This window comes from Streptomyces sp. NBC_01476 (genome assembly GCF_036227265.1).
In the GTDB taxonomy this organism is placed as follows: Bacteria; Actinomycetota; Actinomycetes; order Streptomycetales; family Streptomycetaceae; genus Actinacidiphila.
On the sequence record NZ_CP109446.1, the window covers coordinates 885,755 to 910,907 of the forward strand.

Sequence of the window (25,153 nt, forward strand, 5' to 3'; positions counted from 1 at the left end):
GTGATCGGCCTGACGGCCCCTGAGCGAAGCGGAGTTGTGCGATGACCGGAACCGACCCCGACCGGCTGCTCGACGCGTCCGGTTCCCTGCCGCAGGCGATGCCCCCCTGGCCGGCCCGGGACGGCCTGCGGGTCACCGCGGTGCGCGCGATCGTCACCGCGCCGGAGGGCATGCCGCTGGTGGTGGTCCGCGTCGACACCTCGGAGCCGGGTCTGTACGGGCTGGGCTGTGCCACCTTCACCCAGCGGTACGCCGCGGTGGTGGCCGCGGTCGACGAGCATGTGGGCCCGCTGGTGGTCGGGCGGCACCCCGCGGACATCGAGGACATCACCCGGTCCGTGCACTACTCGTCGTACTGGCGCGGCGGCCCGGTGCTCAACAACGCGCTGTCCGGGGTGGACCAGGCGCTGTGGGACATCGCGGGCAAGCGCGCCGGGATGCCGGTGTACGAACTGCTGGGCGGCCGCAGCCGGTCCGCCGTCGAGGTGTACTCGCACGCGGCAGGCGGCAGCGTGGACGAGACGCTGGAGGAGGCGGAGACCCTGCTGGCGCAGGGCTACCGGCACATCCGGCTCCAGGTCGGCGGCCCGGGGCTCGGTACGTACGGCGCTCCGGGCACCCGCGGCGGCTACCCGCGCTCGCCGCACCCGGACGGCTGGGACGTCAACCAGTATCTGCGCGCCGTCCCGCGCCTGTTCGAGGCGGCCCGCGAGCGGCTGGGTGAGGAGGTCAGCCTGATGCACGACGTGCACAGCCGGCTGACGCCCAAGCAGGCGATCGTGCTGGCGCGGGCCCTGGAGCCGTACCGGCTCTCCTTCCTGGAGGACGTGATCCCGCCGGAGCACTACGACCGGCTGCCGGAGGTGCGCTCCGCCTCCCCGGTGCCGATCGCGGTCGGCGAGCAGATCGGCTCGGTCACCGATGCGGTACGGCTGATCCGGGACGGCGGCATCGACCTGCTGCGGCTGCACACCTCGGCGGTCGGCGGTCTCACCCCGACCCGCAAGCTGGTGGCGCTCGCCGAACTGGTCGGTGTCCGCACCGCGTTCCACTCCCCCGGCGACATCTCACCGGTCGGCGTGGCGGCGAACCTGGCGGTGGACATCTCGACGCCTGCCTTCGGCTACCAGGAGTCGCACACGTACAACGACGCGACCAGCGAGGTCTTCCCGGGCACGCCGGTGGTGCGCGAGGGACACCTGACACCTTCGCAGTCCCCCGGCTGGGGCGTGGACCTGGACGAGAAGGCGGCGGCGAAGTATCCGCCGACCAAGTTCCTGCACGAGCGGTGGGCGACGGGGGTCCGCCGGCCCGACGGCGGTCTCGACGCGCCCTGACCGCCGGCGTGCCGGACCGGCCTCAGACCGCCCGGCGGACCTTCACCGTGCAGTCGGGGCGGGTGTCCGGCACGCCGTCCGGGCGGACCATCCGCGTGTCGTGGTCCTCGCAGCGCTGTATCTCCCAGCCGCCGTCGGGCAGTTCGAGTACGGCGAGCACCTCGCGGGCGTTCTGCAGCCGTACGTCCGGGTGGTGGCCGGCCTGCTGCCAGTCGGGAAAGCCGGCGTGGCCGATGATCAGCAGGGTGCCGCCCGGGGCGACAGCGGCGGCCGCGGTGCGCAGGATCTCCTCGCGGGGCATGTCGCCGAGCGAGTGCAGGTAGCTCGCGGTGACCAGGTCGAAGGTTCCGGCCGGGAAGCTCTCGCCGAGGATGTGCTGCTGGAAGTCGATCCGGTCCGCGACGCCCTCCTGCCCGGCGTGGGCGGCGGCGCGGCCGAGGGCGACCGGGGAGATGTCCGTCGCGGTCACCTGCCAGCCGCGGGCGGCGAGCCAGACCGCGTCCCCGCCCTCGCCGCAGCCGAGGTCGAGCGCCCGGCCCGGCGGCAGGCCGGTCACCTCGCGGACCAGTGCGGCGTTCGGCCGCCCGCTCCAGATCCGCTCGCTCTCGCGGTAGCGCTCGTCCCAGAACTGCTGGTCGCCGACGGTCGGGGCCATCAGGGGTCTCCTTCGGTGGTGCCGGTGGTTGCGGCGCCAGCTTCGGACGGCCCGGGAACGCTTGACAAGTCCTGTTGCCATGTCGGCAAATACTGCGGGTGACCGATGACGAGGACTTCTCCGGCGTGCTGGCGGCCGTGGGTCCGCGGCTGCGCTCCCTGCGGCAGGCGCGGGGCATCACCCTCGCCGATCTCAGCGAGACCACCGGGATCTCGCTGAGCACCCTGTCCCGGCTGGAGTCCGGCCTGCGCAAGCCCACCCTGGAGCTGATGCTGCCGCTGGCCAGGGCGTACCGGGTGCAGCTCGACGAACTCGTCGGCGCGCCCCCGACCGGCGATCCGCGGATCCACCCGCGCCCGTTCACCCGGCACGGCCAGACCTTCATTCCGCTCACCCGGCACCTGGGCGGCATGCGCGCGTACAAACAGATCATGCCGCCCGCCAAGGACCCCGGCGCGCGCCCGGAACAGGCCACCCACGAGGGCTACGAGTGGCTCTACGTCCTGTCCGGCCGGCTCCGGCTGGCGCTCGGTGAGCACGATCTGGTGCTCACCGCGGGCGAGGTCGTGGAGTTCGACACCCGCACCCCGCACGGCTTCGCCAACCCCGGTCCGCAGGCGGTGGAGTTCCTCAGCCTCTTCGGGACCCAGGGCGAGCGCATGCACGTCAGGGCCCGCCCGGCCGGGGCGTGACCCCTCGGCAGGACCCGGTGGGCGGCAGACCGGCCGCGGATCGGCCGGACGGGCTACGGCGGGCGCGCCCCCGGCGGTACGACGACGGCGGCCGGGTAGACGTCAGGCGAGTGGTCGGAGCGGTGGAAGGAAGAGTCATGCAGGCGGTACTCGACGGAACGGTTCTCGCGGACGCGCCGGACGGCGATGTGATCACGATCGAGGGCAACTGGTACTTCCCGCCGGACGCGGTGACCGCGTCGGCGCTCAGCACCAGCGACACCCCGTACACCTGCCCGTGGAAGGGGCGGGCCCAGTACTACAACGTGCAGACGGCCGAGGGGTCCCACCCGGACGCGGCCTGGGCGTACCCGGAGCCGCCGGCGTCCGCGATCGGGCGGGTCGGACGGGACTTCAGCGGCTTCGTGGCCTTCGACAAGGTCGTCACGGTCGGGTGACCCGCGTGGGCGCCGGCCGCGGCGCCGGGGCCGCGGCCGGCGCCGCCCGGTGCCCCGCTTAGGGTGGCGTACCGGGCGAGGATCAGGTGGTGGCGGACGTGCGGGCTGTGGTGGTCGAGGAGTTCGGGCGGCCGGCGGAGGTACGGCAGGTGGCCGATCCCGCTCCGCCGCCCGGCGGGGTGGTCGTACGGGTGGAGGCGACCGGGCTGTGCCGCAGCGACTGGCACGGCTGGATGGGCCACGACGACGGCATCACCCTGCCGCATGTGCCCGGCCACGAACTGGCCGGCGAGGTGGTCGCGGTCGACGCGGCGGTCACCGGCTGGCGGGTCGGCGCCCGGGTCACCGCGCCGTTCGTCTGCGCCTGCGGCAGCTGCCCCGCCTGCGCGCGCGGCGACCAGCAGGTGTGCGAGCGCCAGCAGCAGCCCGGCTTCACCCACTGGGGGTCCTTCGCCCAGTACGTGGCCCTGCACCACGCCGACACCAACCTGGTGTCCGTGCCGGAGGAGATGCCGTACGCGTCCGCCGCCGCTCTCGGCTGCCGGTTCGCCACCGCGTTCCGCGCGGTCGTCGCCCAGGGACGGGTGCGGCCGGGCGAGTGGGTGGCCGTGCACGGCTGCGGCGGTGCCGGGCTCTCCGCGGTGATGGTCGCGGTGGCCGCCGGGGCGCGGGTGGTGGCGGTCGACACCGCACCGGGCGCGCGGGAACTGGCCGGCCGTTTCGGTGCCGCGGTGTGCGTGGACCCGGCCGCGGTGGACGGCGACACCGCGGGCGCGGTCCGCGCCGCGACCGGCGGCGGCGCGCACCTGTCGCTGGACGCGCTGGGGTCGCCCGCGACCTGCGCCGCGTCGGTGGCCGGGCTGCGCTCCCGGGGCCGCCACGTCCAGGTCGGGCTGCTGCCCCCGGGCGGCGTCGCGGTGCCGATGGACCGGGTGGTGGCCCTGGAGCTGGAACTGCTCGGCAGCCACGGCATGGCAGCACACGCCTATCCCGAGCTGATGCGGCAGGTCGCCGCGGGCACGCTCCGCCCGGACCTGCTGGTCGGCGCCGTGATCGGCCTGGACGCCGCACCGGCCGCGCTGGCCGCGCTGAGCGGGGGTTCCCCGGCCGGCATCACCGTGATCGAACCCGGGCGGCCCTGAGCCGCGCCCCGGGTTATTCAGCGGCGCCGCCCCCGCCCCGCTGTTACCGTTGATGCCATGAAGGTCACCTGTCACACCCCCGCGACCGCGCGAGCGACCAGCTCGCCGGTTGCCGCCGCCTGACCTTCTCCCGAAGCAGAATCCGGCGACCGGAAACGGTTCGCCGGACACCTTCTTCCCTGTCCTTCCCTGTTGTGACGGCGGTGTCCGCCCGCGGCCTTTCCGGTGCCTTGATCCGAAAGGTTCACCGTCGTGGACACTCGACCGACACCCCCGCGGAAGCCACCGCTCACCACCGGGCAGATCGTGGAGACCTTCACCGGCTTCTTCCACGACCGCGGCCACCGGTTCGTACCCTCCGTCCCCCTTGTCCGGCCACCCGGCGACCCGGTGCTCTTCACCACCTCGGGGATGCACCCGCTGACGCCGTATCTGGAGGGCCGCCCCCATCCGCTCGGCCGCCGCCTGGTCAACAGCCAGCGCGTTCTGCGCACCACCGACCTGGACGAGGTCGGCGACCCCACCCATCTGACCGTCTTCCAGATGCTGGGTTCCTGGTCGCTGGGCGACTACGGCACCGAGCAGAGCCTGCGCTGGGGGTACGAACTGCTGGTGGACGGCTTCGGCATCGGCCCGGAGCGGCTGCACGCCACCGTGTTCGGCGGGGACGACCAGCTCGGGCCCGACACGCGGTCGCTCCAAACCTGGCGCGACCTGGGGGTGCCGGTGGAGCTGACCGGCCAGGACAACTGGTGGTCCAACGGCCCCACCGGGCCGTGCGGCCCCGACTCGGAGATCTTCGTCTGGACCGGTGACACCCCGCCGCAGGGCACGCCGACCGGCGACGACCGCTGGGTGGAGGTGTGGAACCACGTGATGATGCGGTACCGCCGGCTCGACGACCAAAGTCTGCAGCCGCTCGCCCGGCCCGGTGTCGACACCGGGATGGGTCTGGAACGGCTGGTGATGGTCCTGCAGGGCCGGCCCTCGGTCTTCGGCATCGACCTCTTCGACCCCTGGCGGCAGGCCCTGCTCTGGCAGCTCGACGGCGCCGAGTGGCGGATCGTCACCGACCATCTGCGCTCGGCCGTGGTGATGATCGCCGACGGGGTCCGGCCGGCCGCCAACGCCCACGGCTACGTCCTGCGCCGGCTGCTGCGGCGGGTGCTGACCACGCTGTGGCGGCACGATCCGGACCACACCCTGGCCGACCTGCCGGTGGAGCTGATCGAGGGGACGCTCGGCCACTTCGGGCAGCAGTGTCCGGTGGAAGAGGTACGTGAGGTGCTGCTGTCCGAGCAGCACCGGTTCGCCGGGATGCTGCGGCGCGGGCGGCAGGTGCTCTCCCGCCCGCGTTTCTCCGGTCCGCTGAGCGAGGAGGACTACGGCTGTCTGCACGACACGCACGGACTCCCGCGCGAGCTGATCGACATGCTGCGGCAGGAGTCCGTGGCCGGGAAGTGAGGGGGCGGCGGGCCCGTCCCCGGTACCGCAGCGGCTACGCGGAGCCGTTCGGGGACGGGCTCCAGCCCGGGGCGAGGGCGCAGGACATGTAGTGCGTCAGGGCCCAGCGCTGCCAGACCTTGGTGTGAACGGCGCCGGACGACCCCGCGTACTTCGCGCACTGCTCGCAGCCCGCTCGGGGCTTGGGGTCAGCACCGTGGTCATCGAGGTGATGCGTGGCCCAGCCGTAGAGGAAGGCACCCGGGTTGGGCGTCGCGGGATCTCTGAACCGTGCTTCCAACTCCGCGCAGCGCCCGCACTCCTGACCCTCACCAACACCAATACTCACGTAGTCGAGCCTACGTCGCGCGGTGCCGTCGTGTGCGGTATTCGGCGCAGTGCCGTCGGACGGCCGCACGGAGCCGCCGGGCTCCGGTGCCGGCTCCGCTCCGGAGCCCGCGGCCGAGGCCCGCGCGAGCCGGTCAGGAGGGCAGTACGGCGAGCGAGCCGGAGAGCACCTGGAGCGAGACCCGGTGCGGCGAATCGGCCCGGCGCGGCACCTGGACCTGGACATCGGCCGAGGTCGCGGCGGTGGTGACGGCGTATCCGCCGCCGGCCGCCGGCAGCCGCAGCGTCATAGCCGCGGAGGTGGCCCGTACCGCGAGGGTGTCCGGCGGGTCGGCGAAGCCCAGATCGGCGCTGCCGGAGGTGAGCGTCAGCTCGGCCCTGGAGGGGTGCAGGTCCTGCGCGGTGAAACGGTCGGAGGCGGCTGTGACCGTCAGTGCGCCGCCGAGGCCGCTCAGTACGGTCTCCCCCGAGGTCTGCCGAAGCCGCAGTCCGGTGTGTTCCGGCACCGTGAGGGTCAACTCCCCGGCGCAGGGCGTGCCGGCGCCGCCGGCGTCCTGGCAGGAGACGGTGAGCGTTCCGGATCCGTCCGCGCCGGCCGGGGCGATGGCGGTACGGACCCGGGCGGGCGCGCCGTCGGCGCGGTGGAAGCTGCCCCGCACCGTACGGGCGCCGGGGTCGGCGGAGACCTGGATCCGGCCGGAGACGCCGTCGAGGACGACCAGGCCGGCGTCCCCGGCGTGGAAGTCGGTGGAGCTGTCGGCGTCGCCCGCGGGCTCTCCCGGGGCGGCCCGGCCGAGGCTGCCGTGACCGGGTCCGTCGCCGCCGTGGTGGCTGCCGTTGCCGGTCAGGACCAGGGTCACGATCACGGCCGACGCGACCAGCAGCACCGCGACGAGCACGGACGGCCGGACCGGATGCCTTGGCGAACGCCCTGTGGGCTCGGCGGTGTTCATGCGGTGGCGTCTGCCCCGGGTCCACGGCGGCGAACCCGCTCACCGGGCACGGCGAAGCCCCCGGCGCGGAAGGCGGCCGGGGGCATTCCGGGTGATCGGCCCGGGAGTGGGGTCAGGCCGCGACCGTGCCCGACTCGGTGATGACGACCTTGGACTGCGGGTTGCCGCTGCGGGTGCCCTTGGCCTCGATCGCCTTGACCAGGTCCGAGCCCTCGACGACCTCGCCGAAGACCACGTGCTTGCCGTCCAGCCAGGAGGTGACCACGGTGGTGATGAAGAACTGCGAACCGTTGGTGTTCGGCCCGGCGTTCGCCATCGACAGCAGGAACGGGCGGTCGTGCTTGAGCTGGAAGTTCTCGTCGGCGAACTTCTCGCCGTAGATGCTCTTGCCGCCGCGGCCGTCGCCGCTGGTGAAGTCGCCGCCCTGGAGCATGAAGTCGGGGATGACCCGGTGGAAGGCGGAGCCGGCGTAACCGAAGCCGTGCTGGCCGGTGGCCAGCTCACGGAAGTTCTGGGCGGTCTTGGGCACCACGTCGTCGAACAGGCGGAAGACGATCCGCCCAGCGGGCGCACCGTCGATGGAGATGTCGAAATACACGTTGTCCATGGGCTCCATCCTGACATCCCCCTGGCGCGGAACCGACCACCGCCCCACCCCGACCGGCCGCTTCTCGCTGGCGGGAGCACGTCAGGTACGTGATCGTGGAAGCGGAAGCAGCGGGCTGAGGCGTGCGCCCGCGGGGTAAGGAGAGCGCATGGCGGCTACGGCGCAGGGCGGCGGACGATCGCGGAATCTGGTGCTGGCGGCGATGATCTTCGCGGTCGCCATGACGTTCATCGACCAGACCATCGTGTCCATCGCCGTCCCGCAGATCCAGGACGAGCTGAGCCTTTCCAGTACCGGCGTGCAGTGGGCGGTCAACGCGTATCTGCTGACGCTGGCCGCCTTCTTCGCGTACGGGGGCCGGCTCGCCGACACCGTCGGGCACCGCAAGGTCGTGGTGGCCGGGGTGCTGATCTTCGCGGCGGCGTCCCTGCTGTGCGGGCTCACCCCGAAGGGCGGTGTGGCGCAGACCTGGATCGTGGTCTTCCGGGCCGTGCAGGGCGTGGGCGGCGCCATCATGTTCCCGGCCGCGCTGGGCATCGTGGTGCAGACGTTCGCGCTGCGGGAGCGCGGCAAGGCGCTGGCGCTCTTCTTCGGAGTGGCCGGCGGGCTGACCGCGGTCGGCCCGATCCTCGGCGGTTACCTCACCGAGTGGACCTGGCGGGCGATCTTCTGGGTGAACATCCCGGTGGCGGTGATCGCGCTGATCCTGATCGCGGCCTCCAGGCCGGTCACCGAGCACCGCCCGGCGCCGATGGACTACCGGGGGCTCGCGCTGATCGTCGCCGGAGTGGCGCTGAGCGTCTTCGGCTTCCAGCAGGCGCAGATCTGGCACTGGTCGAACCCGGCCATCGCGATCTGCATCGCCGCCGGTGTCGTCCTGCTGCTCGTCTTCCACCGGGTGGAGACCCGGACCGCCTCGCCGCTGATCCAGGTCCGGATCTTCCGCGACCGGGCGTTCCTGGTGGAGAACCTGGTGCTCGGCATCACCATGCTGGTCTTCGTCCCGTTCTTCTTCTTCGCCAGCGAGTACGCGCAGATCGGCCTGGACAAGTCCGCCTCCGGCGCCGGCCTGTACCTGCTGGACTTCTTCATCGGCTTCGTGATCGCCTCGCAGATCGGCGGCCGGATGCTGGACCGCGGCGGCGCCAAGCGCCCGGTGGTGCTCGGCTGCGTGCTGGGCGCGGTGGGCTTCTACCTGCTCGCCGGGCAGGTCACCGACCTCGATTTCGGCGGCCAGTTCTGGTACATCGTGCTCTCCGGCGCCGGTCTGGGCATGATGCTCACCCCGGCCAGTACCGACGCGGTGAACCGGGCGTCGCGGCTGTCGTACGGCGAGGCCACCGGCATCACCCAGACGGTCCGCAACTACGCCGCCAGCCTGGGGCTAGCCGTCCTGGGCACCATCTCGGTGGCCCGCTTCCAGTCCGAGGCCGAGTCCTCGCTGATCTCCCGGGGCGTCCCGGCGGGAAAGGCGTCCTCCCAGGCCCACGACATCGCCCAGTCGCACCAGACCTCGTCCGGTGCGAGCGGCATCCCGCACTTCATCCGGCTGGACTTCGCGGACGCCACCCGGACGGTCTTCTCCGTGATGGCCGGGATCATGGCGGTCGCCGCGGTCGTGGCCCAGTTCGGTCTGCGGCGCGGGCTGCAGGTTGAGGAGGAGACCCAGGGCGCGCCGGCCGGGACCGATCCGCAGCTGTGAGCCGTCAGGAGACCCTCAGCACGACCTTTCCCCTGCGGTGCGGCAGGGCGAGCTGGGTGTACGCCTCGGCGGCCTGGGTCAGCGGGAAGACCCTGGCCACCGGCGGGAGCAGCCGGCCCTCGGCCACCAGCCTGTTCAGCTCCGCCAGGCCCGCCCGGTCCGGCTCGACCACGAAGAAGACCCCCCGGGCGCCGTTGGGGCCGGTGGGCTCGGGCGGGCTGACGATGCTCACCAGGACGCCGCCGGGTTTCAGCACCTTCCAGGAGCGGGTCAGGGTGTCACCGCCGACGGTGTCGAAGACCAGGTCGATGCCGTCGAGTTGCTCCTCGAACCGGCCGGAGTCGTAGTCGATGACGCGTTCCGCGCCGAGCCGGGTCACGAAGTCGGTGTCCAGGCCGGCCGCGGTGGCGGTCACCCGGGCGCCGAGGGCCGCGGCGACCTGCACCGCGAAGGCGCCGACGCCGCCGGCTCCGCCGTGCACCAGGACCCGCTGCCCGGACCGCAGGCCGCCGTGGACCGTCAGGCCCTGCAGCGCGGTGAGGCCGGCCAGCGGGAGGGCGGCGGCCTGGTCGTGGTCGAGCAGCGGCGGCCGGGGAGCCAGGACCGCGGCGGGCACGGCGACGTACTCGGCCGCGGCGCCGTCGGAGGTGAACGGGATCAGTCCGTAGACCTCGTCGCCCGGGGACAGACCGCCCGCACCGGCACCGGCCACCATGCCGGAGAACTCCTTGGACGGCACGATCGGCAGCCGCGGCGTGCCACTGCCGTCCAGGGCGTCGGTCCAGGTGGCGTCCCAGTCCAGCTCGCCCGGTGTGATCGCCGCCGAACGCACCCGGACCAGCACCTCCCCCTCGCCGGGCACCGGCACCGGCGCCTCCTCATAGGTCAGCTGCTCGGGGCCGCCGCGCTGGTGACCGCGTACCGCGTGCATGGTGTCCATCGCTACCTCCGGTGGGCCGGGCCTGTCAGGGCATCAAACACGGTCCGGGACCGGGACCGGTGGCGAACCCGCCGCGAGGGCCGCCACCGGTTGCACGTCAGGACCGATCGGGCGGCGGCCTGCGGGACCGGCGGCTCAGTGGGGCCGGGTGGGGGGCCGGCTGCCGGTCAGGCCGCCGGTCAGGAGCAGCTGATGAGCAGCGAGGTGAGGACCGTGCAGGTGCGGGTCGCCCGGTCGTTGCCCGGGCCGGGGTCCGCCGGGGTGCTCGCGGTGCGGGCGGCGGTGACGGCGTAGGGGAGGTTGAGGCTCAACAGGCCGACCGGGAGGGTGAAGTGACGGGTGGTCCTGGCGCCGTCCGCCAGCGGTCCCATGCCGCAGGTGACCTTGCCGGCGGTGGCGGTGCAGTCGCCCGAGGTGGCCCTGACCGGGGTCGGGAGATCGACGGTGACGGTCGCGGCGGCGGCCGGGGCGGGGCCGTGGTTCACGATGGTCACGGTGTAGTCGATGTGCGCCCCGAGCAGCCCGGGCACCGGACTGGCCGTCAGCGCCACCGCCAGGTCGGCGGTCTGCGGCGGGGTGACCACGGGCGTGTACGTGAAGCGGTCGGCGGCCCCGGTGCCGCTGGTGCCGGACGGGGTGGTGACCGTGACGTCGACCGCGCCGGCCGCACCGGGAGGCGCGGTGGCGGTGCAACTGCCGTCGGAGCAGCTGACGTCGGTCGCCGGGTGGTCGCCGAAGGACACCGCGGTGGCGCCGGCGAGGTGGCTGCCGGCGATGGTGACCGTGGTGCCTCCGGTGACCGGTCCGGTGGCGGGGGTGAGCGCGGTCACGACGGGCGCGGGCGCCGCGGGGGCCGGGAGGAAGGCGATGGCGAGGCCGGTCGGGTTGCGGCCCACCGCGACGTCACCGGAGACGGTGTCCGTGGCGCTGTCGATGGCCGTCACGGTGTCGGAGCCGAGGTTGGTGGCGTAGACCGCGGAGCCGTCGGGGGTGACGGCCACCCCTTGCGGGCTGCTGCCGACCGGGACGGTGGCGGTGACGGCCTCGGTGGCGGTGGCGTAGACGGACACCGCGCCGGCCGCGCCGTCGGCGAGGTAGACGCGGGCGCCGTCCGGGGAGACCGCGAGCGCGTAGGGCGCGGCGTCGGTGGCGACCGTCGAGACCACGGTGCCGGCGGCGGTGTCGATCGCGCTGACGCTGCTGCTGCCGAGGTTGGCGACATAGGCGCGGTCGCCGTCGGGTGAGAGGGCCACCGCGATCGGGAACGAGCCGACCGCGATGGTGCCGGTGACGGTGGTGGTGGCGGTGTCCACCACGGACACGCCGCCGCCGCTGTTGGCGACGTAGAGCGTGCCGCCGTCAGGGGAGACCGCCAGCGAGTCGGGTCCCGAGCCGACGGCCAGGCCGGCGACCACCGTGTCGGTGGCGGTGTCGATGACGCTGACGCTGTTGGCGCCGAGGCCGGCGACGTAGACCCGGCTGCCGTCCGGCGAGACCGCGGCGGCGATCGGGCTGGCGGCGACGGGGACGGTGGCGGTCACCGTATTGCTCGCGGTGTCGATCACCGACACCGCGTTGGAGCCGCTGTCGGGTACGTAGACCCGGCTGCCGTCGGGGGCGGCCGCGGCGCCCTGCGGGTTGGCGCCGACCGGAACGGTGGCGGTCACCGTGCCGGTGGCGCGGTCGAGCACGGTGACGGTGTTGTCGCTGCCGTTGGCGATGTAGACCAGGGTCCGGCCGGCCGCCGCCTGGGCGGCGGGCGCGGCCAGGGTGACCAGGCCGGCGGCGGCCAGCACGGCGGCGGCCAGCGCGGCCGGCCGGGTCCGCGCGGTACGGCGCCGGCCGCGGGTCGTCGGATACGTCAAGGTGTTCCCCCCTCGTGGTGCCCCGCGGCGGGCGGGCACCGGAAGGGGCCCTGGAAGCCACCGCGGCGCTGCTCCGGCGGCGGGCGGTCGGGCCGCCTCGTCGCCGGAGTGGTTGTGGATCAGGCAGCAGTCAGGGTGTTGGGCCGGGGCGGGGGCCGCAAGGGGGTCATCCCTGACGAAGGACGGCGAACGCCGCCATACCGGTCGGATTGTATGAATTACCGCAGCCCGTAGCGGGGGCTGCCGTGCCCCGCGGAGCCGCGGCCCTACAGCGGCGCCGGGGAGGAGGCGTCGGGGATCACCAGATGCGCGCTGCCGGAGCCGTCGGCGGGGACACTCCACAGGTCGGTGCTCTTGGTGTCGCCCTCCTTGGGAAGCGCGTACGCGACCGTGTCGTTGTCGAGCCAGGCCGCCTGATCGTCCACGCTGCGGTGTTCGGCGAGCGGCGTCTGCTTCAGGGTGCGCAGGTCGAGTACGTACTCGTGCCAGAGCGAGGCACCGGACAGGATGCGCTTCTTGAAGGCGATCCGGGTCCCGTCCGGGGAGAGGGACGGACACTCCAGGTTCTGCACCCCGACGGAGGCGACGCTACGGCGGGAGACGGACCCCTTCATCAGATACGTCTTCCCGCCGGTACCGAGCGTGGCGTAGAAGGTGTCGTCGTCGGCCGCGAAGGTGACGCCCCAGAAGTTGTCGTCCACATTGCGGTACTTCCGGCCGTTCAGCGTGATGGCGAAGTCCTCCATGTTGGGCAGCAGCTTCCAGGTGCGGGTGTCCACGATCGAGGTGCGAGTGGAGAAGAACGCGGCGCCGTACGACTCACCGCCGACGAACACCGTCCAGGCGGCGAGACGGCCGCTGGGCGAGACCCGGGCCCGGCTGGGCGTGCCGGCCAGCGGGAAGGTGTGCACGGTGCGCAGCGCGCTGTCGAGGATCACCGCGCGGTTGGTCTGCGCGACCACGCCGAGCCCGGACTGCAGACAGACGCCGGTGCCCCGGGCCGCGTAGAACCGGGCGCAGGCAAGGCCGGCGGTGGTCCGCGGGCCGCCCGGCTGCCCCGCCTGGACGGTGGCCACCTCGCCGCGGTGCGGGCCGGGCGCGGAGTTGATGAAGGCCAGCTGCTTCTGCGCGGTGAGCGTGACCTTTCCGGCCGCGACGGCGGGGCCGCCGGCTCGCGGCTTGTTCTTCTCGTCGGCCTGCGAGGCGGCGTGCAGCACGAAGCCGGTGCCGAGACCGGCCAGCAGCACCACCGCGAGTACCAGGATGAGCAGGCGGCGCTTGGGCGTCATGGAGTTCCTCGGGCGTGTCGCGTCGTACGGAAGGGGCTCGGCGGGCGTGGCGCCCGTCGCGGGGCCGCTCGACTGTCCGGCGGCGGGCGGCGGTTGGGGCGGTTGGGGCGGTCGGGGCGGTCGGGGCGGTCGGCTCATCGCGCGCTCATCGCCGGCCGCCGGCCGGCCGCAGCACCAGGCCGGCCACCACCGCGCAGAGCAGCAGGCCGACCGCCGAGCCGAACAGCGCCCGGGTGTCGCCCCACAAGGTCCACGCGGCGCCGAAGGCGAGCGAGCAGCAGAACCGGGCGAGCGCCTGGCCGGTGCCCACCAACGCCAGTCCGCTGCCGCGCAGTTCGTCGGGTACGACATCGGAGACCGCGGCCGGCAGCACCCCGTCGGTGGCGGCGTAGAAGGTGCCGTGCAGCGCCAGCACCAGGTACGGCAGCGCGCCCACCGAGGGCGCCCACAGCAGGAGCGCGTACGCGGCGAGCAGTCCGGCGTGTCCGGCCAGGAAGACGACGCGCCGGCCGATCCGGTCGGCGAGCACACCGGCCGGGACCGCCAGCAGCAGGAAGACCGCCGAGGTGCCGAGCGGCATCAGCGGGAACCACTCCTCGCCGATGTGCGCGCGGTGCTGGAGCAGCAGATAGACGAAGGCGTCGCTGACCGTGGTCAGGCCGAGCAGTACCGCGCAGCCGGTCAGCGCCCGCAGCCGGGGCAGCCGCAGCAGCGAGGCGGCCTGGCGCAGATCGACCGGTCCGCGGCCCGGCCCGTCGGTCACACCGGCCATGCCCTCGGCCGTCAACTGCCGCTTCCCCGGCACGAAGAGCACCAGCACCAGTACGCCCAGCACCGCGACGCAGGCGCTGACGCCGAAGACCGCGTGGTAGCCGTCTGCCGCCGCGCGCAGGATCAGGAAGGCGGTGACCGGTCCGAGCACCGCGCCGGTGGTGTCCATCGCGCGGTGCACGCCGAAGGCCCGGCCGCGGGACTCCGGCGGGGTGGAGAGCGAGATCAGCGCGTCCCGCGGTGAGGTGCGCAGGCCCTTGCCGGTCCGTTCCAGCGCGAGCACCACGCCGAGCGGGCCGAGGCTCTGCACGAGGATCAGCAGCGGCTTGCACACCGCCGAGAGCCCGTAGCCGAGCCCGGCGATGAGCTTGTGGTTGCGCACCCGGTCGGCGAGGTGCCCGCCGGTCAGCTGCACCAGTGCGCTGACCCCGTTGTAGACGCCGTCCAGGGTGCCGAAGCCCAGGGGACTCAGTCCCAGGCTCACCACCAGATAGAGCGGCAGTACGGCGGTGACCATCTCCGAGGAGATGTCGGTGATCAGGCTGACGGCGCCGAGCGCCAGTACCACCTGTGAGACCCGCCGGGCCGGACGGCGCTGCCCGTCCTGGCCGGTGTTCGCGCGCGCGGGGGCGGCGCGATCGGCAAGATACATGGTCGTTCCCCCCTTGCTGTTTCCCCCTGCCGAGTTCAGCCCTCGCGGCTGCTCTCGTCCCGCAGCCAGGTCCCGAAATCCTGGTCGCGGATGGCTTTGGCTGCTCTGCGGCGAGCGAGGAGCGCCGCGGCCAGGAAGACCACGACCGACGGCAGCAGCTTCGGCTCCCCCCGCAGCAGCGTACGCAGGTCCGCCGTGCTCGTCCGCGCCGACGGCGATTCCGCTTTCCCCTGCGAGACGCCGTTCACCTGTGGTTCTCTTGCCGCCAACTGAGCCTGCTGGGATTCCAGTTGCGCGGTGGACACCGTCGCTCTGACCCGTCGCCTCATCAAGTCCGCCCAGGTGCGCGGCGGGTGGACCACTACCCGGGCCGCGCCGACCACCTGCCGCTCCCCGGGGCCGAAGGCCAGGGACGCGGCGAGGTCGTCGGCCATCAGCGGGGGCAGGGCGGCGAGCCGGCCGTGGCCCTCCTCGGTCACCGCGATCACCCCGCGCCCGAAGAGCCCCTCGCGCACCGCGGGCAGCCGGGTCCACACCCGGTAGTACGCCCGCACCCGCCGTCCGCAGCCGGCCAGCGGCAGCTCGCGTTCCGGCGCCACCGCCCGGAGTTCCGGCGCGCCCGCGAGCGCCTCGGTCAGCGCGGTCACATCGGCGGCGCGCAGGACGACGTCGGCGTCCACGTACAACCGGGGGAAGCCCACGGCGTGTTCGTCGCCGGCACGCAGCGCCGCGTGCTTGGACGGTGTCGGGATGTCGACCACCCGGACGCCGGGGCGGCTCGCGGCCACCCGCGCGGTGCCGTCGGTGCAGCCGTTGCAGACCACCACGATGTCCGGCCGTGCCCCGCCGCGGACTTCACCGCGAGCGCCGGACGCACCCGGGTCCCCGGTCAGCAGGGCGTCCAGCAGCCGGCCGATGACCCGCTCCTCGTTGTGGGCCGGTATCACGATGCTCGTCACGGGGTGAGTATGCAGCCGGAAACGGTGCCGTCGCCGTGTGTTTCGTCCAAGTCTCCCCCAGTGCCGGTGCCCGTGGTCTAGATTGGGCGTCGCGCAGCCGGTTTGCGCGGAGCGTGCAGCCCCGCCGGAACGGCCGCGATCACTGGGGAATGCGAGAGCAAGCGGGCACCGCAGTACGCGTGAGCCCGGACGCAGGGGATGCGGCCGGGTGAGTTCAGTTCCACGAGCCATTCACTCCGTACCGGCACAGGCGTGGGGACGCCGGATGTGCCTGCGGGGCGATGCAGCACACCGGGGTGGGGGGAAAGACGCATGACCGTGGACCGGGTCACTCCTGTGCACCATACGGCTGCTGCCGCCGCCTTCCGCGCTGTGCGGACAGGGCGGGTATGCCAGCCGACGTGTACGAAGGGGAGACGCACACCGTGACGGACAGCAACCTGGCGACGAAGACCGGGCAGCCCTCGGGCGGGGACGGCGAGGCCCTCGGGGTCGCCGTGGTCGGGGCGGGCTACTGGGGCCCCAATCTGGTCCGCAACTTCCAGTCCAGCCCGGACTTCCGGCTGCGCTGGCTCTGCGACCTCGACGTGGACCGGGCCCGGCGGGTGCTGGGCGGTTACTCCACGGTCCAGGCCACCTCCGACTACGCGGCCGTGCTGGCCGACCCGACGGTGCACGCGGTGGCGGTCGCCACCCCGGCAGGCACCCATCTCGACGTGGCGCTGGCCGCGGTCAGGGCCGGCAAACACGTGCTGGTGGAGAAGCCGCTGGCGGCCACGTACGCCGACGGTGCCCGGCTGGTCGCCGAAGCGGCGGACCGCGGGCTGACCCTGATGTGCGATCACACCTACTGCTACACCCCCGCGGTGGCGGGCATCAGGGAGCTGGTCCGCTCCGGCGAGCTGGGCGAGATCCACTTCGTGGACTCGGTGCGGATCAACCTGGGCCTGGTGCAGAAGGACATCGACGTGCTGTGGGACCTGGCGCCCCACGATCTGTCGATCCTGGACTTCATCCTGCCGGAGAACGTGGAGCCGGTCGCGGTCGCGGCGCACGGCGCCGACCCGATAGGGGCCGGCCGGGCCTGCGTGGCGTATCTGACGCTGCAGCTCAACACCGGGGCGATCGCCCATGTGCACGTGAACTGGCTCTCCCCGACGAAGGTCCGCACCACCATGGTCGGCGGCTCGAAGCGCACCCTGGTCTGGGACGACCTCAATCCGGCGCAGCGCCTGGCGGTCTTCGACCGCGGGGTGGACCTGGCGGCGCCGCAGGAGATCGGGGCCAGCGAGCGGCGGGAGATGCTGATCTCCTACCGCTCCGGTGACATGGTCGCGCCGGCGCTGAAGGAGAAGGAAGCGCTGCGCAGCATGGTCGACGAGTTCGCCGGGGCGATCACCGAAGGCCGGGCGCCGCTCACCGACGGCCGGGCCGGCCTGCGGGTGCTGGACATCCTCGAAGCGGCGTCACGGAGCCTGGAGTTTCGCGGCGCGGTGGTCGGTCTGCGCGCCGGTCACTGAGGCCGGACCGGCGCGGCCGGCCGCGGCCCGGAGCAGCACGAAGCGGCGCACCGCAGCCCCGGGCAGCAGCGACCGGCACCGACCAGCGCCAACCAGCGCCAACCAGCACCGCCCGGCGCCGACCAGCACCGCCCGAGCCGGCTCGGACGATCTCCAACCATCCAGAAGACAGCCGCGGCCCGGCGCCGCGGACGCGAGCGAGCGGACCGACATGACCGAATCAGTGGGGGGACGCGGGTTGAGCACGGTACGAGACAAGAAGATCCTGGTCACCGGAGGAGCCGGCACGATCGGCTCCCATCTGGTGGACCAGCTGGTCGACGGCGGCGCCCGGCACGTCGTGGTGCTCGACAACTTCGTCCGCGGCCGGATGGCCAACCTCGCCCGGTCGGCGGGCAGCGGCGTCGTCGAGGTGGTCGAGGGCGACATCCGCGACGCGGCCGCCGTCCGCAAGGTCACCGAGGGCGCCGACCTGGTGTTCCATCTGGCCGCGATCCGGATCACCCAGTGTGCCGAGGAGCCCCGGCTGGCCAACGAGGTGATGGTCGACGGCACCTTCAACGTGCTGGAGGCCGCCGCCGCGGCCGGCGTGGCGAAGGTGGTCGCCTCGTCGTCCGCCTCGGTCTACGGCCTGGCCGAGTCCTTCCCCACCGACGAGCGCCACCACCCGTACAACAACGACACGTTCTACGGCGCGGCGAAGGCGTTCAACGAGGGCATGCTGCGCAGCTTCCACGCCATGTACGGCCTGGACTACGTGGCCTTGCGGTACTTCAACGTGTACGGGCCGCGGATGGACATCCACGGTCTCTACACCGAGGTGCTGATCCGCTGGATGGAGCGGATCGAGGCCGGGCAGCCGCCGCTGATCCTCGGCGACGGCGCGCAGACGATGGACTTCGTGCACGTGCGGGACATCGCGCGGGCCAATGTGCTGGCCGCCGAGTCCGAGCTGACCGACGAGGTGTTCAACGTGGCCAGCGGCACCGAGACCAGCCTCAGCGAACTGGCGGCAGGGCTGCTGGAGGCGATGGGTGCGGACCTGGAGCCGGAGCACGGCCCGGCCCGCGCGGTCAACGGGGTGACCAGGCGGCTCGCCGACACCTCACAGGCCGCCGAGCGGCTCGGCTTCACCGCGCGGATCGATCTCCGGTCGGGGCTGCGGGACCTGGTGGACTGGTGGCGGGCCGAGCGGGCGGCCGACGCCGCCGCGGGCACGAAGGGGCCTGACAGTTCGGCCGGCCCGGACACCACGGCCGGCCCGGTCACCGCGGCCGGCCCGGTCACCGCGGCCGGCCCGGACGGCACAGACAGCGCGGTGGCGGACCCGGCCGCCGCCGGAGCGGCCCGATGAGCGCCCCCGCGCTGGCCCGTATCCCCGTGATGATCCCCTGGCTCGGCGCGGAGGAGGCCCAGGCGGCGGCCGACGCGGTGCTGTCCGGGTGGGTCGCCCAGGGCCCGCGGGTCGCCGCGTTCGAGGCCGCGTTCGCCGAGCGGGTGGGCGCCGGGCACGGGATCGCGGTCAGCTCCTGCACCACGGCGCTCCATCTGGCACTGGTGGCGCTCGACCTGGGCCCGGGGGACGAGGTGATCGTCCCCTCGCTGTCGTTCATCGCCACCGCCAACGCGGTCCGTTACGTGGGCGCCGAGCCGGTGTTCGCCGAGGTGGACCTGACCACGGGGAATGTGACCGCGGCGACGGTGGACGCGGTGCGTACCGAGCGGACCAGGGCGGTGATCGCCGTCCATCAGGGCGGGGTGCCCGCCGATGTGCACAGCCTGCGGGACCGCTGCGCCGGGTGGGGCCTGGCGCTGGTGGAGGACGCGGCCTGCGCGATCGGCTCCACCGTCGGCGGCTCCTCGGTCGGCCGGGGCGCGCTCCTGGCCGCCTGGTCCTTCCACCCGCGCAAGGTGGTCACCACCGGCGAGGGCGGCATGATCACCACCGACGACGCGCAGTGGGCGCAGCGGCTGCGGCGGCTGCGCGAGCACGGGATGAACGCGTCGGCGGCGCAGCGGCACGCCGCCACCACCCCGGTGCTGGAGAGCTACCTGGAAGTCGGCTTCAACTACCGGATGACCGACATCCAGGCCGCGGTCGGCCTGGTGCAGCTGGGCAAGCTGGACGAGATGGTCGCCCGGCGCCGGGCGCTGGCCGCCCGCTACGACGCGTTGCTGCGGGACGTCCCCGGCCTGCGGCCGGTCCGCGACCCGGCACACGGGCGGAGCAACTTCCAGTCCTACTGGGTGCTGCTCGCCGAGGACTTCCCGGTCGGCCGGGACGAGGTGCTGGCGGCACTCTCCGCGGCCGGTGTCTCCGCCCGCCGCGGCATCATGGCCGCCCACCTGGAACCGGCCTACGCCGGCCACCCGCACATCCCGCTCCCCGTCACCGAGCGCATCAGCCGCGACTCGCTGATCCTGCCGGTCTTCCACACGATGACCGAGGAGCAGCAGGACCGCGTGGTCGCCGTGCTGCGCGAACAGGCGGCGCCATGAGTACGCCCCTGGTGATCGTCGGGGCGGGAGGGTTCGCCCGGGAGGTCGCGCAGGCGGTGGGGGACCTCGCCGGGCAGTGGCGGCTGATGGGCCATCTCGACGACAACCCCGCGCTGCACGGCACCGAGGTGGACGGCGTACCGGTGCTCGGCGGATGCGACGCGGTGCCCGGGTTCCCCGAGCGGACCCGGTTCGTGGTGTGTGCGGGCAGCCCCCGGGACTACGCGGTACGGGCCCGGCTGGTGCGGCGGCTCGCGCTGCCGCCGGAGCGGTACGCCACCGTGGTCCATCCCAGCGCGGTGGTCTCCGCCTCCTCGGCCGTCGGACCGGGCGCGGTGCTGCTCGCACAGTGCGTACTGACCGCCGCGGTACAGGTCGGCGCGCATGTGGCGGTGATGCCGCAGGCCGTACTGACCCATGACGACGTGGTCGGGGACTTCGCCACCATCGCCTCGGGGGTCCGGCTGGGCGGCGGCGCCCGGCTGGAACGCGGCGCGTACATCGGGGCGGGCGCGCTGGTCCGCGAATACACCATGGTCGGCGCCTGGTCGCTGGTCGGCATGGGCAGCGCGGTGCTCGCCGACGTGCCGCCGGGCGAGGTCTGGGCCGGCACCCCGGCCCGCCGCCTGCGCGCGGCGGACCGGCCCGCGCTGGACGAGCTGGCGGGCGGCGCCACGGACGCGGCCGGCCAGGACGCAGTGACCGGTACCGGCCGGCAGCCGGCCATTCGGAGGGGGACTCCCGTCATATGAACCAGATACCGCTGGTCGATCTGAAGGCGGCGCACGCCGAGGTGGCCGACGAGGTGCGGGCCGGATTCGAGCGGGTGCTGGCCCGTACCGCCTTCATCGGCGGCGACGAGGTCCGCGCCTTCGAGGAGGAGTACGCCCGGTTCGCCGGCGTCGCGCACTGCGTGGGCGTCGCCAACGGCACCGACGCGCTGGAGCTGGCGCTGCGGGCGAGCGGCGTCCAGGCCGGCGACGAGGTGGTCATCCCGGCGAACACCTTCATCGCCACGGCCGGCGCGGTGGCCCGCGCCGGTGCCCGCCCGGTGCCGGTGGACTGCGCACCGGACTCGTACCTGCTGGACCCGGAGGCGGCGCTGGCCGCGGTCGGGCCGAAGACCCGCGCGGTGGTGCCGGTGCACCTGTACGGGCAGTGCGCCGAGGTGGCGAAGCTCGCCGCCGCGCTGCCCGCGCGGGTGCGGGTGGTGGAGGACGCCGCGCAGTGCCAGGGCGCGACCCGCGAGGGGCGCACCCCGGGCAGTGGCGGCATCGCGGCCACCAGTTTCTACCCGGGCAAGAACCTCGGGGCGTACGGCGACGCGGGCGCGGTGCTCACCGACGACGAGGAGCTGGCCGGCCTGGTGCGGTCGCTGGCCAACCACGGCGGCGTCGCCAAGTACCGCCATGACGTGGCCGGTTTCAACAGCCGGCTGGACGGCCTGCAGGCCGTGGTGCTGCGGGCGAAGCTGGCCCGGCTCGCCGACGGCAACCGGGCCCGCCGGGCCGCCGCCGAGCGCTACGACGCGGCTCTGGCCGGCCTGGTGGCGGCCGGCCGGGTGGTCCGGCCGGTCACCGTGGCCGGCAACGAGCATGTGTGGCACCTGTACGTCGTGCGGGTCACCGGCGCCGACCGCGACGCCGTGGTGAGCAGGCTCAACGCCGAAGGCATCGGCGCGGGTGTGCACTACCCGGCGCCGGTCCACCTGACGCCGGCCTTCGCCCACCTCGGCCACCGCCGGGGGGACTTCCCGCACGCCGAGGAGGCAGCCGACCGCATCCTGTCGCTGCCGCTCTATCCGCAGATCACCGCCGACCAGCAGCAGCGAGTCGTGGACACGCTCGCCGCCGCCCTGCGCTGACACCCGGCCGCGGCTGCCCGCCGCGGCCCCGGGTGCTCGGCCACCGCTCCGCTCCTCCGGCCTCACCTGGCTGGACCCTCGCACTTGAGAAGCACAGAGGTACAGATGTACAGAAAGAGCAGACTCATCCGGGGCCTTCTCTGCGCCCTGGTCGCGGCGGTGATCGCGGCGATCCTCCCGCTGGGGCTGAGTTCCGGGGCGTCGGCCGCCGATCCCTGCGGGACCGGATCCAACCCGATCACCTGCGAGAACTCCAAGGCGGGCACGCCGATGGAGGACTGGTTCGCCCCCAACGCCTACGGCAATGTGCAGGGGTTCACCAACCAGGTCAGCTACCAGGCCGGCGACACCGTGCAGTTCAAGGTGCAGTCGCCCGTCTCCTACCACGTGGAGGTCTACCGCCTCGGCTACTACGGCGGTGACGGTGCCCGGCAGATGTCCACCGCGGCGCAGGCGTCGGCGACCTACCCGGCCAACTTCACCCGGGACGGCACCCCGGGCAGTCCCCCGGACAACACGGTGGTCGACGGCGAACCCGACGGCAAGCCGCTCAACTGCGCCACCAACACCACCAGCGGTCTGATCGACTGCGGGAGCTGGCCGGTGACGGCCAACTGGACGATCCCCGCCGACGCCGTCTCCGGTCTCTACATCGCCAACTTCGACCAGACCGACGGCAACGGCCTGATGCCGTACCCGTTCGTGGTGCGCAACGACGCCAGCCACTCCGACATCGTGGTGCAGACCGACGACGAGACCTGGCAGGCGTACAACAAATGGGGCGGCCGGAACCTCTACGACGGTGACGGGCCGGCGCCCGACGGCCGTGGGTACGCGGTGAGTTACAACCGCCCGCTGGACATCGGCGGCGACAACGGCGTCTACGGCTCCGAGTTCGAGATGCTCTACTGGCTGGAGCGCAACGGCTACGACGTCAGCTACATCTCCGGCGTCGACATGTCGGCGCACGGCGACACCCTGCTGACCAACCACAAGATGTTCATGTCGTCCGGGCACGACGAGTACTGGACGCAGGCACAGTTCACCAACGCGCTCAACGCCCGGCACGCGGGCGTCGCCCAGACCTACTTCAGCGGCAACGAGGTCTCCTGGAAGACCCGGTTCGAGCCGAGTATCGACGGCACCGGCACCGCGAACCGGACGCTGATCTGCTACAAGGAGACCAAGCTCGAACTGGCCGCTCCCGACGGCATCCCGGACCCGGACCCCAGCGTGTGGACGGGCGCGTTCCTTGACCCGGGGAGCTCCGCGAAGGGCGAACCGTTCCAGCCGCAGAACATCCTGACCGGCTCGCTCTTCACGGTCAACGGCTACCGCAGTGACGCGATCACCGTGCCGGGCGCGTACGCGAAACTGCGGCTGTGGCGGAACACCACGGTCGCGAGCCTGACACCGACGCAGACCGCGACCTTCCCCACCGGCACCCTCGGCTACGAGTGGGACAGCGATCTCAGCAACAGCACCCGGCCGGCCGGGCAGATCGACCTGTCGTCGACCACCGTCGACATCGCCGACGGCAAGTACCGGCTCGACTACGGCAACACCTACGGCAACGGCCTGGCGACCCACAATCTTGTGGAGTTCCGCGACCAGGTCTCCGGCGCGCTGGTCTTCGGCGCCGGAACCGTGCAGTGGTCGTGGGGCCTGACCAACGTGCCGACCGGCAACCCGGACGACGCCGTGGTGACGGTGGACAAGCGGATGCAGCAGGCTACGGTGAACCTCTTCGCGGACATGGGCATCCAGCCCAAGACGCTGCAGAGCGATCTGGTCGCCGCGACCGCGTCCGCCGACCACACCGGTCCGGTGGTCACCGTGACCAGCCCGGCGCTGGGCAGCACCGTGCCCGCCCTGAAGCCGGTCACCATCACCGGAACCGCCGCCGACGCCAGCGGTGTGGTCGCCCGGGTGGAGGTCTCCACCGACGGCGGCACCACCTGGAACGCCACCACGGGGCTGACGTCGTGGAGTTACTCCTGGACGCCGACCACCACCGGTACGCCGCAGATCAAGGTGCGGGCGGTCGACGACAGCGTCAACATCGGCGCGGTGGCGACCGTACCCCTCACCGTCGGCCCGCAGCAGTGCCCCTGCACCGTCTTCCCCGGCACCGCGGTGCCGACCGTGCTCAACAGCGGTGACGGCGGCGCGGTCGAGCTGGGGGTGAAGATCCGCACCACCGTCCTGGGTTCGGTCACCGGCATCCGGTTCTACAAGGCACCGTTCAACACCGGCACGCACACCGGCAGCCTGTGGACCGCCTCCGGCACCCGGCTGGCCACCGGCACCTTCACCAACGAGACGGCCTCCGGCTGGCAGCAGATGAACTTCTCCAGCCCGGTCCCGGTGAAGGCCAACACCACCTACATCGCCTCGTACTTCGCACCGGGCGGCGGTTACTCCTACGACGCGGACTACTTCACCGACAGCGCGGCCGGCCTGGCCCCGCTGACCGCGCTGAAATCCGGTACGGACGGCGCCAACGGCGTCTACCACTACGGTTCGTCCGGCGGCTTCCCCACCTCGGAGTCGAGCGGCAGCAACTACTGGGTGGACGCGGTGCTGGACACCGCCACGGCCAGTACGGTGCCGCCCGCGGTGACCACCACCACGCCGACGTCCAACTCGGTCAATGTGTCGATCACCGCCCCGGTGACGGTGAACTTCAGTGAGCCGATCGACACCGACACCCTGGTGTTCAGCCTGAAGGACTCCGACGGCGACAGCGTGCCGGGCGCGAAGACCTTCAGCTCGGCGAACAACCTCACCTTCACGCCCTCCACCGAGCTGGCGCTGAACACCACCTACACGGCCTCGGTCCAGGTGGACGACCTGTGGGGCAACCACATGGCGGCGCCCACCACCTGGTCGTTCACCACCAGCGCCACCCCACCGGCGGTCACCTGCCCGTGCACCTTGTGGAATCCGACGACCACACCGGCCACCACCGACATGAGCGACAGCAACTCCGTCGAGCTGGGCGCCCGGTTCAAGTCGGCGGTCAGCGGCTACGTCACCGGCGTCACCTTCTACAAGGGCGCCGGCAACACCGGCACCCACACCGGCAGTCTCTGGTCCGCCGGCGGTGCGCAGCTGGCCACCGGGACGTTCTCCAGTGAGACCGACTCCGGCTGGCAGCTGCTCAGCTTCGCGCATCCGGTGGCGATCACCGCGGGCACCTCGTACGTGGTCTCCTACCACGCGCCGAACGGCCATTACGCGGTGGACGGCGGCTACTTCGCCGGGGCGCACCAGTCCTATCCGCTGACGGCCACCGCCGACACCGCGGCCAGTCCGAACGGCCTGTTCCACTACGGCTCCGACACGGCGTTCCCTGACGGCAGTTACGGGTCCGCCAACTACTGGGTGGCGCCGATCTTCAGCACCACCCTGCCGCCGCCACCGGCGGACGGCACCACCACCGAGATCCAGTAGCCCTCCGAGATTGGCAACCGGT

General features: G+C 72.9%; 21 protein-coding genes. 12 read left to right on the forward strand and 9 right to left on the reverse strand.

Annotated elements, in window-relative coordinates; genetic code table 11:
- The first annotated feature begins 41 nt into the window (after positions 1-41).
- Positions 42-1,337, forward strand: coding sequence for an enolase C-terminal domain-like protein (locus OG552_RS03885; RefSeq protein ID WP_329129604.1), 1,296 nt, complete (start codon positions 42-44; stop codon positions 1,335-1,337).
- Positions 1,338-1,359: 22 nt separating this feature from the next.
- Here the strand turns inward: OG552_RS03885 and OG552_RS03890 are convergent, their stop codons facing one another.
- Positions 1,360-1,992: a class I SAM-dependent methyltransferase gene (locus OG552_RS03890; RefSeq protein WP_329129605.1), complete on the reverse strand. Its 633-nt coding sequence runs from the start codon at positions 1,990-1,992 to the stop codon at positions 1,360-1,362.
- Between the two features lie 98 nt (positions 1,993-2,090).
- Between OG552_RS03890 and OG552_RS03895 the strand changes: the two genes are divergently transcribed.
- The 4 genes from OG552_RS03895 to OG552_RS03910 all read left to right on the forward strand — a co-directional run bounded on the left by OG552_RS03895 (position 2,091) and on the right by OG552_RS03910 (position 5,727).
- Positions 2,091-2,684, forward strand: coding sequence for a helix-turn-helix domain-containing protein (locus OG552_RS03895; protein ID WP_329129606.1), 594 nt, complete (start codon positions 2,091-2,093; stop codon positions 2,682-2,684).
- 137 nt (positions 2,685-2,821) lie between these two features.
- Entirely contained in the window at positions 2,822-3,121 is a 300-nt protein-coding gene (locus OG552_RS03900) for a DUF427 domain-containing protein (protein ID WP_329129608.1), read from the forward strand.
- A 98-nt stretch (positions 3,122-3,219) separates the two neighbouring features.
- A complete protein-coding gene (locus OG552_RS03905; RefSeq protein WP_329140527.1) occupies positions 3,220-4,263 on the forward strand; it encodes an alcohol dehydrogenase catalytic domain-containing protein in 1,044 nt (347 codons plus the stop codon).
- A 252-nt stretch (positions 4,264-4,515) separates the two neighbouring features.
- Entirely contained in the window at positions 4,516-5,727 is a 1,212-nt protein-coding gene (locus OG552_RS03910) for an alanine--tRNA ligase-related protein (protein ID WP_329129609.1), read from the forward strand.
- A gap of 34 nt (positions 5,728-5,761) precedes the next feature.
- On the opposite strand, the gene OG552_RS03915 is transcribed toward OG552_RS03910, so the two are convergent.
- The 3 genes from OG552_RS03915 to OG552_RS03925 all read right to left on the reverse strand — a co-directional run bounded on the left by OG552_RS03915 (position 5,762) and on the right by OG552_RS03925 (position 7,614).
- Complete coding sequence (locus OG552_RS03915) at positions 5,762-6,055, reverse strand: hypothetical protein (RefSeq protein ID WP_329129611.1); 294 nt, start codon at positions 6,053-6,055, stop codon at positions 5,762-5,764.
- Positions 6,056-6,188: 133 nt separating this feature from the next.
- On the reverse strand, positions 6,189-7,007 hold the full coding sequence (locus OG552_RS03920; RefSeq protein ID WP_329129612.1) for a hypothetical protein: 819 nt from the start codon (positions 7,005-7,007) through the stop codon (positions 6,189-6,191).
- 112 nt (positions 7,008-7,119) lie between these two features.
- On the reverse strand, positions 7,120-7,614 hold the full coding sequence (locus OG552_RS03925) for a peptidylprolyl isomerase (RefSeq protein WP_329129613.1): 495 nt from the start codon (positions 7,612-7,614) through the stop codon (positions 7,120-7,122).
- 148 nt (positions 7,615-7,762) lie between these two features.
- Between OG552_RS03925 and OG552_RS03930 the strand changes: the two genes are divergently transcribed.
- Positions 7,763-9,316: an MFS transporter gene (locus OG552_RS03930; RefSeq protein WP_329129615.1), complete on the forward strand. Its 1,554-nt coding sequence runs from the start codon at positions 7,763-7,765 to the stop codon at positions 9,314-9,316.
- Positions 9,317-9,320: 4 nt separating this feature from the next.
- Here the strand turns inward: OG552_RS03930 and OG552_RS03935 are convergent, their stop codons facing one another.
- The 5 genes from OG552_RS03935 to OG552_RS03955 all read right to left on the reverse strand — a co-directional run bounded on the left by OG552_RS03935 (position 9,321) and on the right by OG552_RS03955 (position 15,792).
- Positions 9,321-10,256 (reverse strand): NADP-dependent oxidoreductase, encoded by a 936-nt coding sequence (locus tag OG552_RS03935; protein WP_329129618.1) that lies wholly within the window; start codon positions 10,254-10,256, stop codon positions 9,321-9,323.
- A gap of 179 nt (positions 10,257-10,435) precedes the next feature.
- Positions 10,436-12,121: a YVTN family beta-propeller repeat protein gene (locus OG552_RS03940; protein WP_329129619.1), complete on the reverse strand. Its 1,686-nt coding sequence runs from the start codon at positions 12,119-12,121 to the stop codon at positions 10,436-10,438.
- A 266-nt stretch (positions 12,122-12,387) separates the two neighbouring features.
- Positions 12,388-13,410 carry a TolB-like translocation protein gene (locus tag OG552_RS03945; protein WP_329129621.1) on the reverse strand — a complete coding sequence of 341 codons (1,023 nt, stop codon included), beginning with the start codon at positions 13,408-13,410 and terminating at the stop codon, positions 12,388-12,390.
- A gap of 145 nt (positions 13,411-13,555) precedes the next feature.
- A complete protein-coding gene (locus tag OG552_RS03950) occupies positions 13,556-14,833 on the reverse strand; it encodes an MFS transporter (protein ID WP_329129623.1) in 1,278 nt (425 codons plus the stop codon).
- Positions 14,834-14,868: 35 nt separating this feature from the next.
- Positions 14,869-15,792: a glycosyltransferase gene (locus tag OG552_RS03955; RefSeq protein ID WP_329129625.1), complete on the reverse strand. Its 924-nt coding sequence runs from the start codon at positions 15,790-15,792 to the stop codon at positions 14,869-14,871.
- Positions 15,793-16,181: 389 nt separating this feature from the next.
- Between OG552_RS03955 and OG552_RS03960 the strand changes: the two genes are divergently transcribed.
- From OG552_RS03960 to OG552_RS03985, 6 genes are all read left to right on the forward strand, one after another.
- Entirely contained in the window at positions 16,182-17,312 is a 1,131-nt protein-coding gene (locus OG552_RS03960) for a Gfo/Idh/MocA family protein (RefSeq protein ID WP_329129626.1), read from the forward strand.
- 238 nt (positions 17,313-17,550) lie between these two features.
- A complete protein-coding gene (locus tag OG552_RS03965; RefSeq protein ID WP_329129628.1) occupies positions 17,551-18,666 on the forward strand; it encodes an NAD-dependent epimerase/dehydratase family protein in 1,116 nt (371 codons plus the stop codon).
- Complete coding sequence (locus OG552_RS03970) at positions 18,663-19,811, forward strand: DegT/DnrJ/EryC1/StrS family aminotransferase (RefSeq protein ID WP_329129629.1); 1,149 nt, start codon at positions 18,663-18,665, stop codon at positions 19,809-19,811. Before OG552_RS03965 ends, OG552_RS03970 begins: the two co-directional genes overlap by 4 nt.
- Complete coding sequence (locus OG552_RS03975; RefSeq protein WP_329129631.1) at positions 19,808-20,563, forward strand: acetyltransferase; 756 nt, start codon at positions 19,808-19,810, stop codon at positions 20,561-20,563. The genes OG552_RS03970 and OG552_RS03975 overlap by 4 nt, the downstream gene beginning before the upstream one ends.
- Positions 20,560-21,675 carry a DegT/DnrJ/EryC1/StrS family aminotransferase gene (locus OG552_RS03980; protein WP_329129632.1) on the forward strand — a complete coding sequence of 372 codons (1,116 nt, stop codon included), beginning with the start codon at positions 20,560-20,562 and terminating at the stop codon, positions 21,673-21,675. The genes OG552_RS03975 and OG552_RS03980 overlap by 4 nt, the downstream gene beginning before the upstream one ends.
- Positions 21,676-21,780: 105 nt before the next feature.
- Positions 21,781-25,131, forward strand: coding sequence for a DUF4082 domain-containing protein (locus tag OG552_RS03985; protein ID WP_329129634.1), 3,351 nt, complete (start codon positions 21,781-21,783; stop codon positions 25,129-25,131).
- Positions 25,132-25,153: the final 22 nt, after the last annotated feature.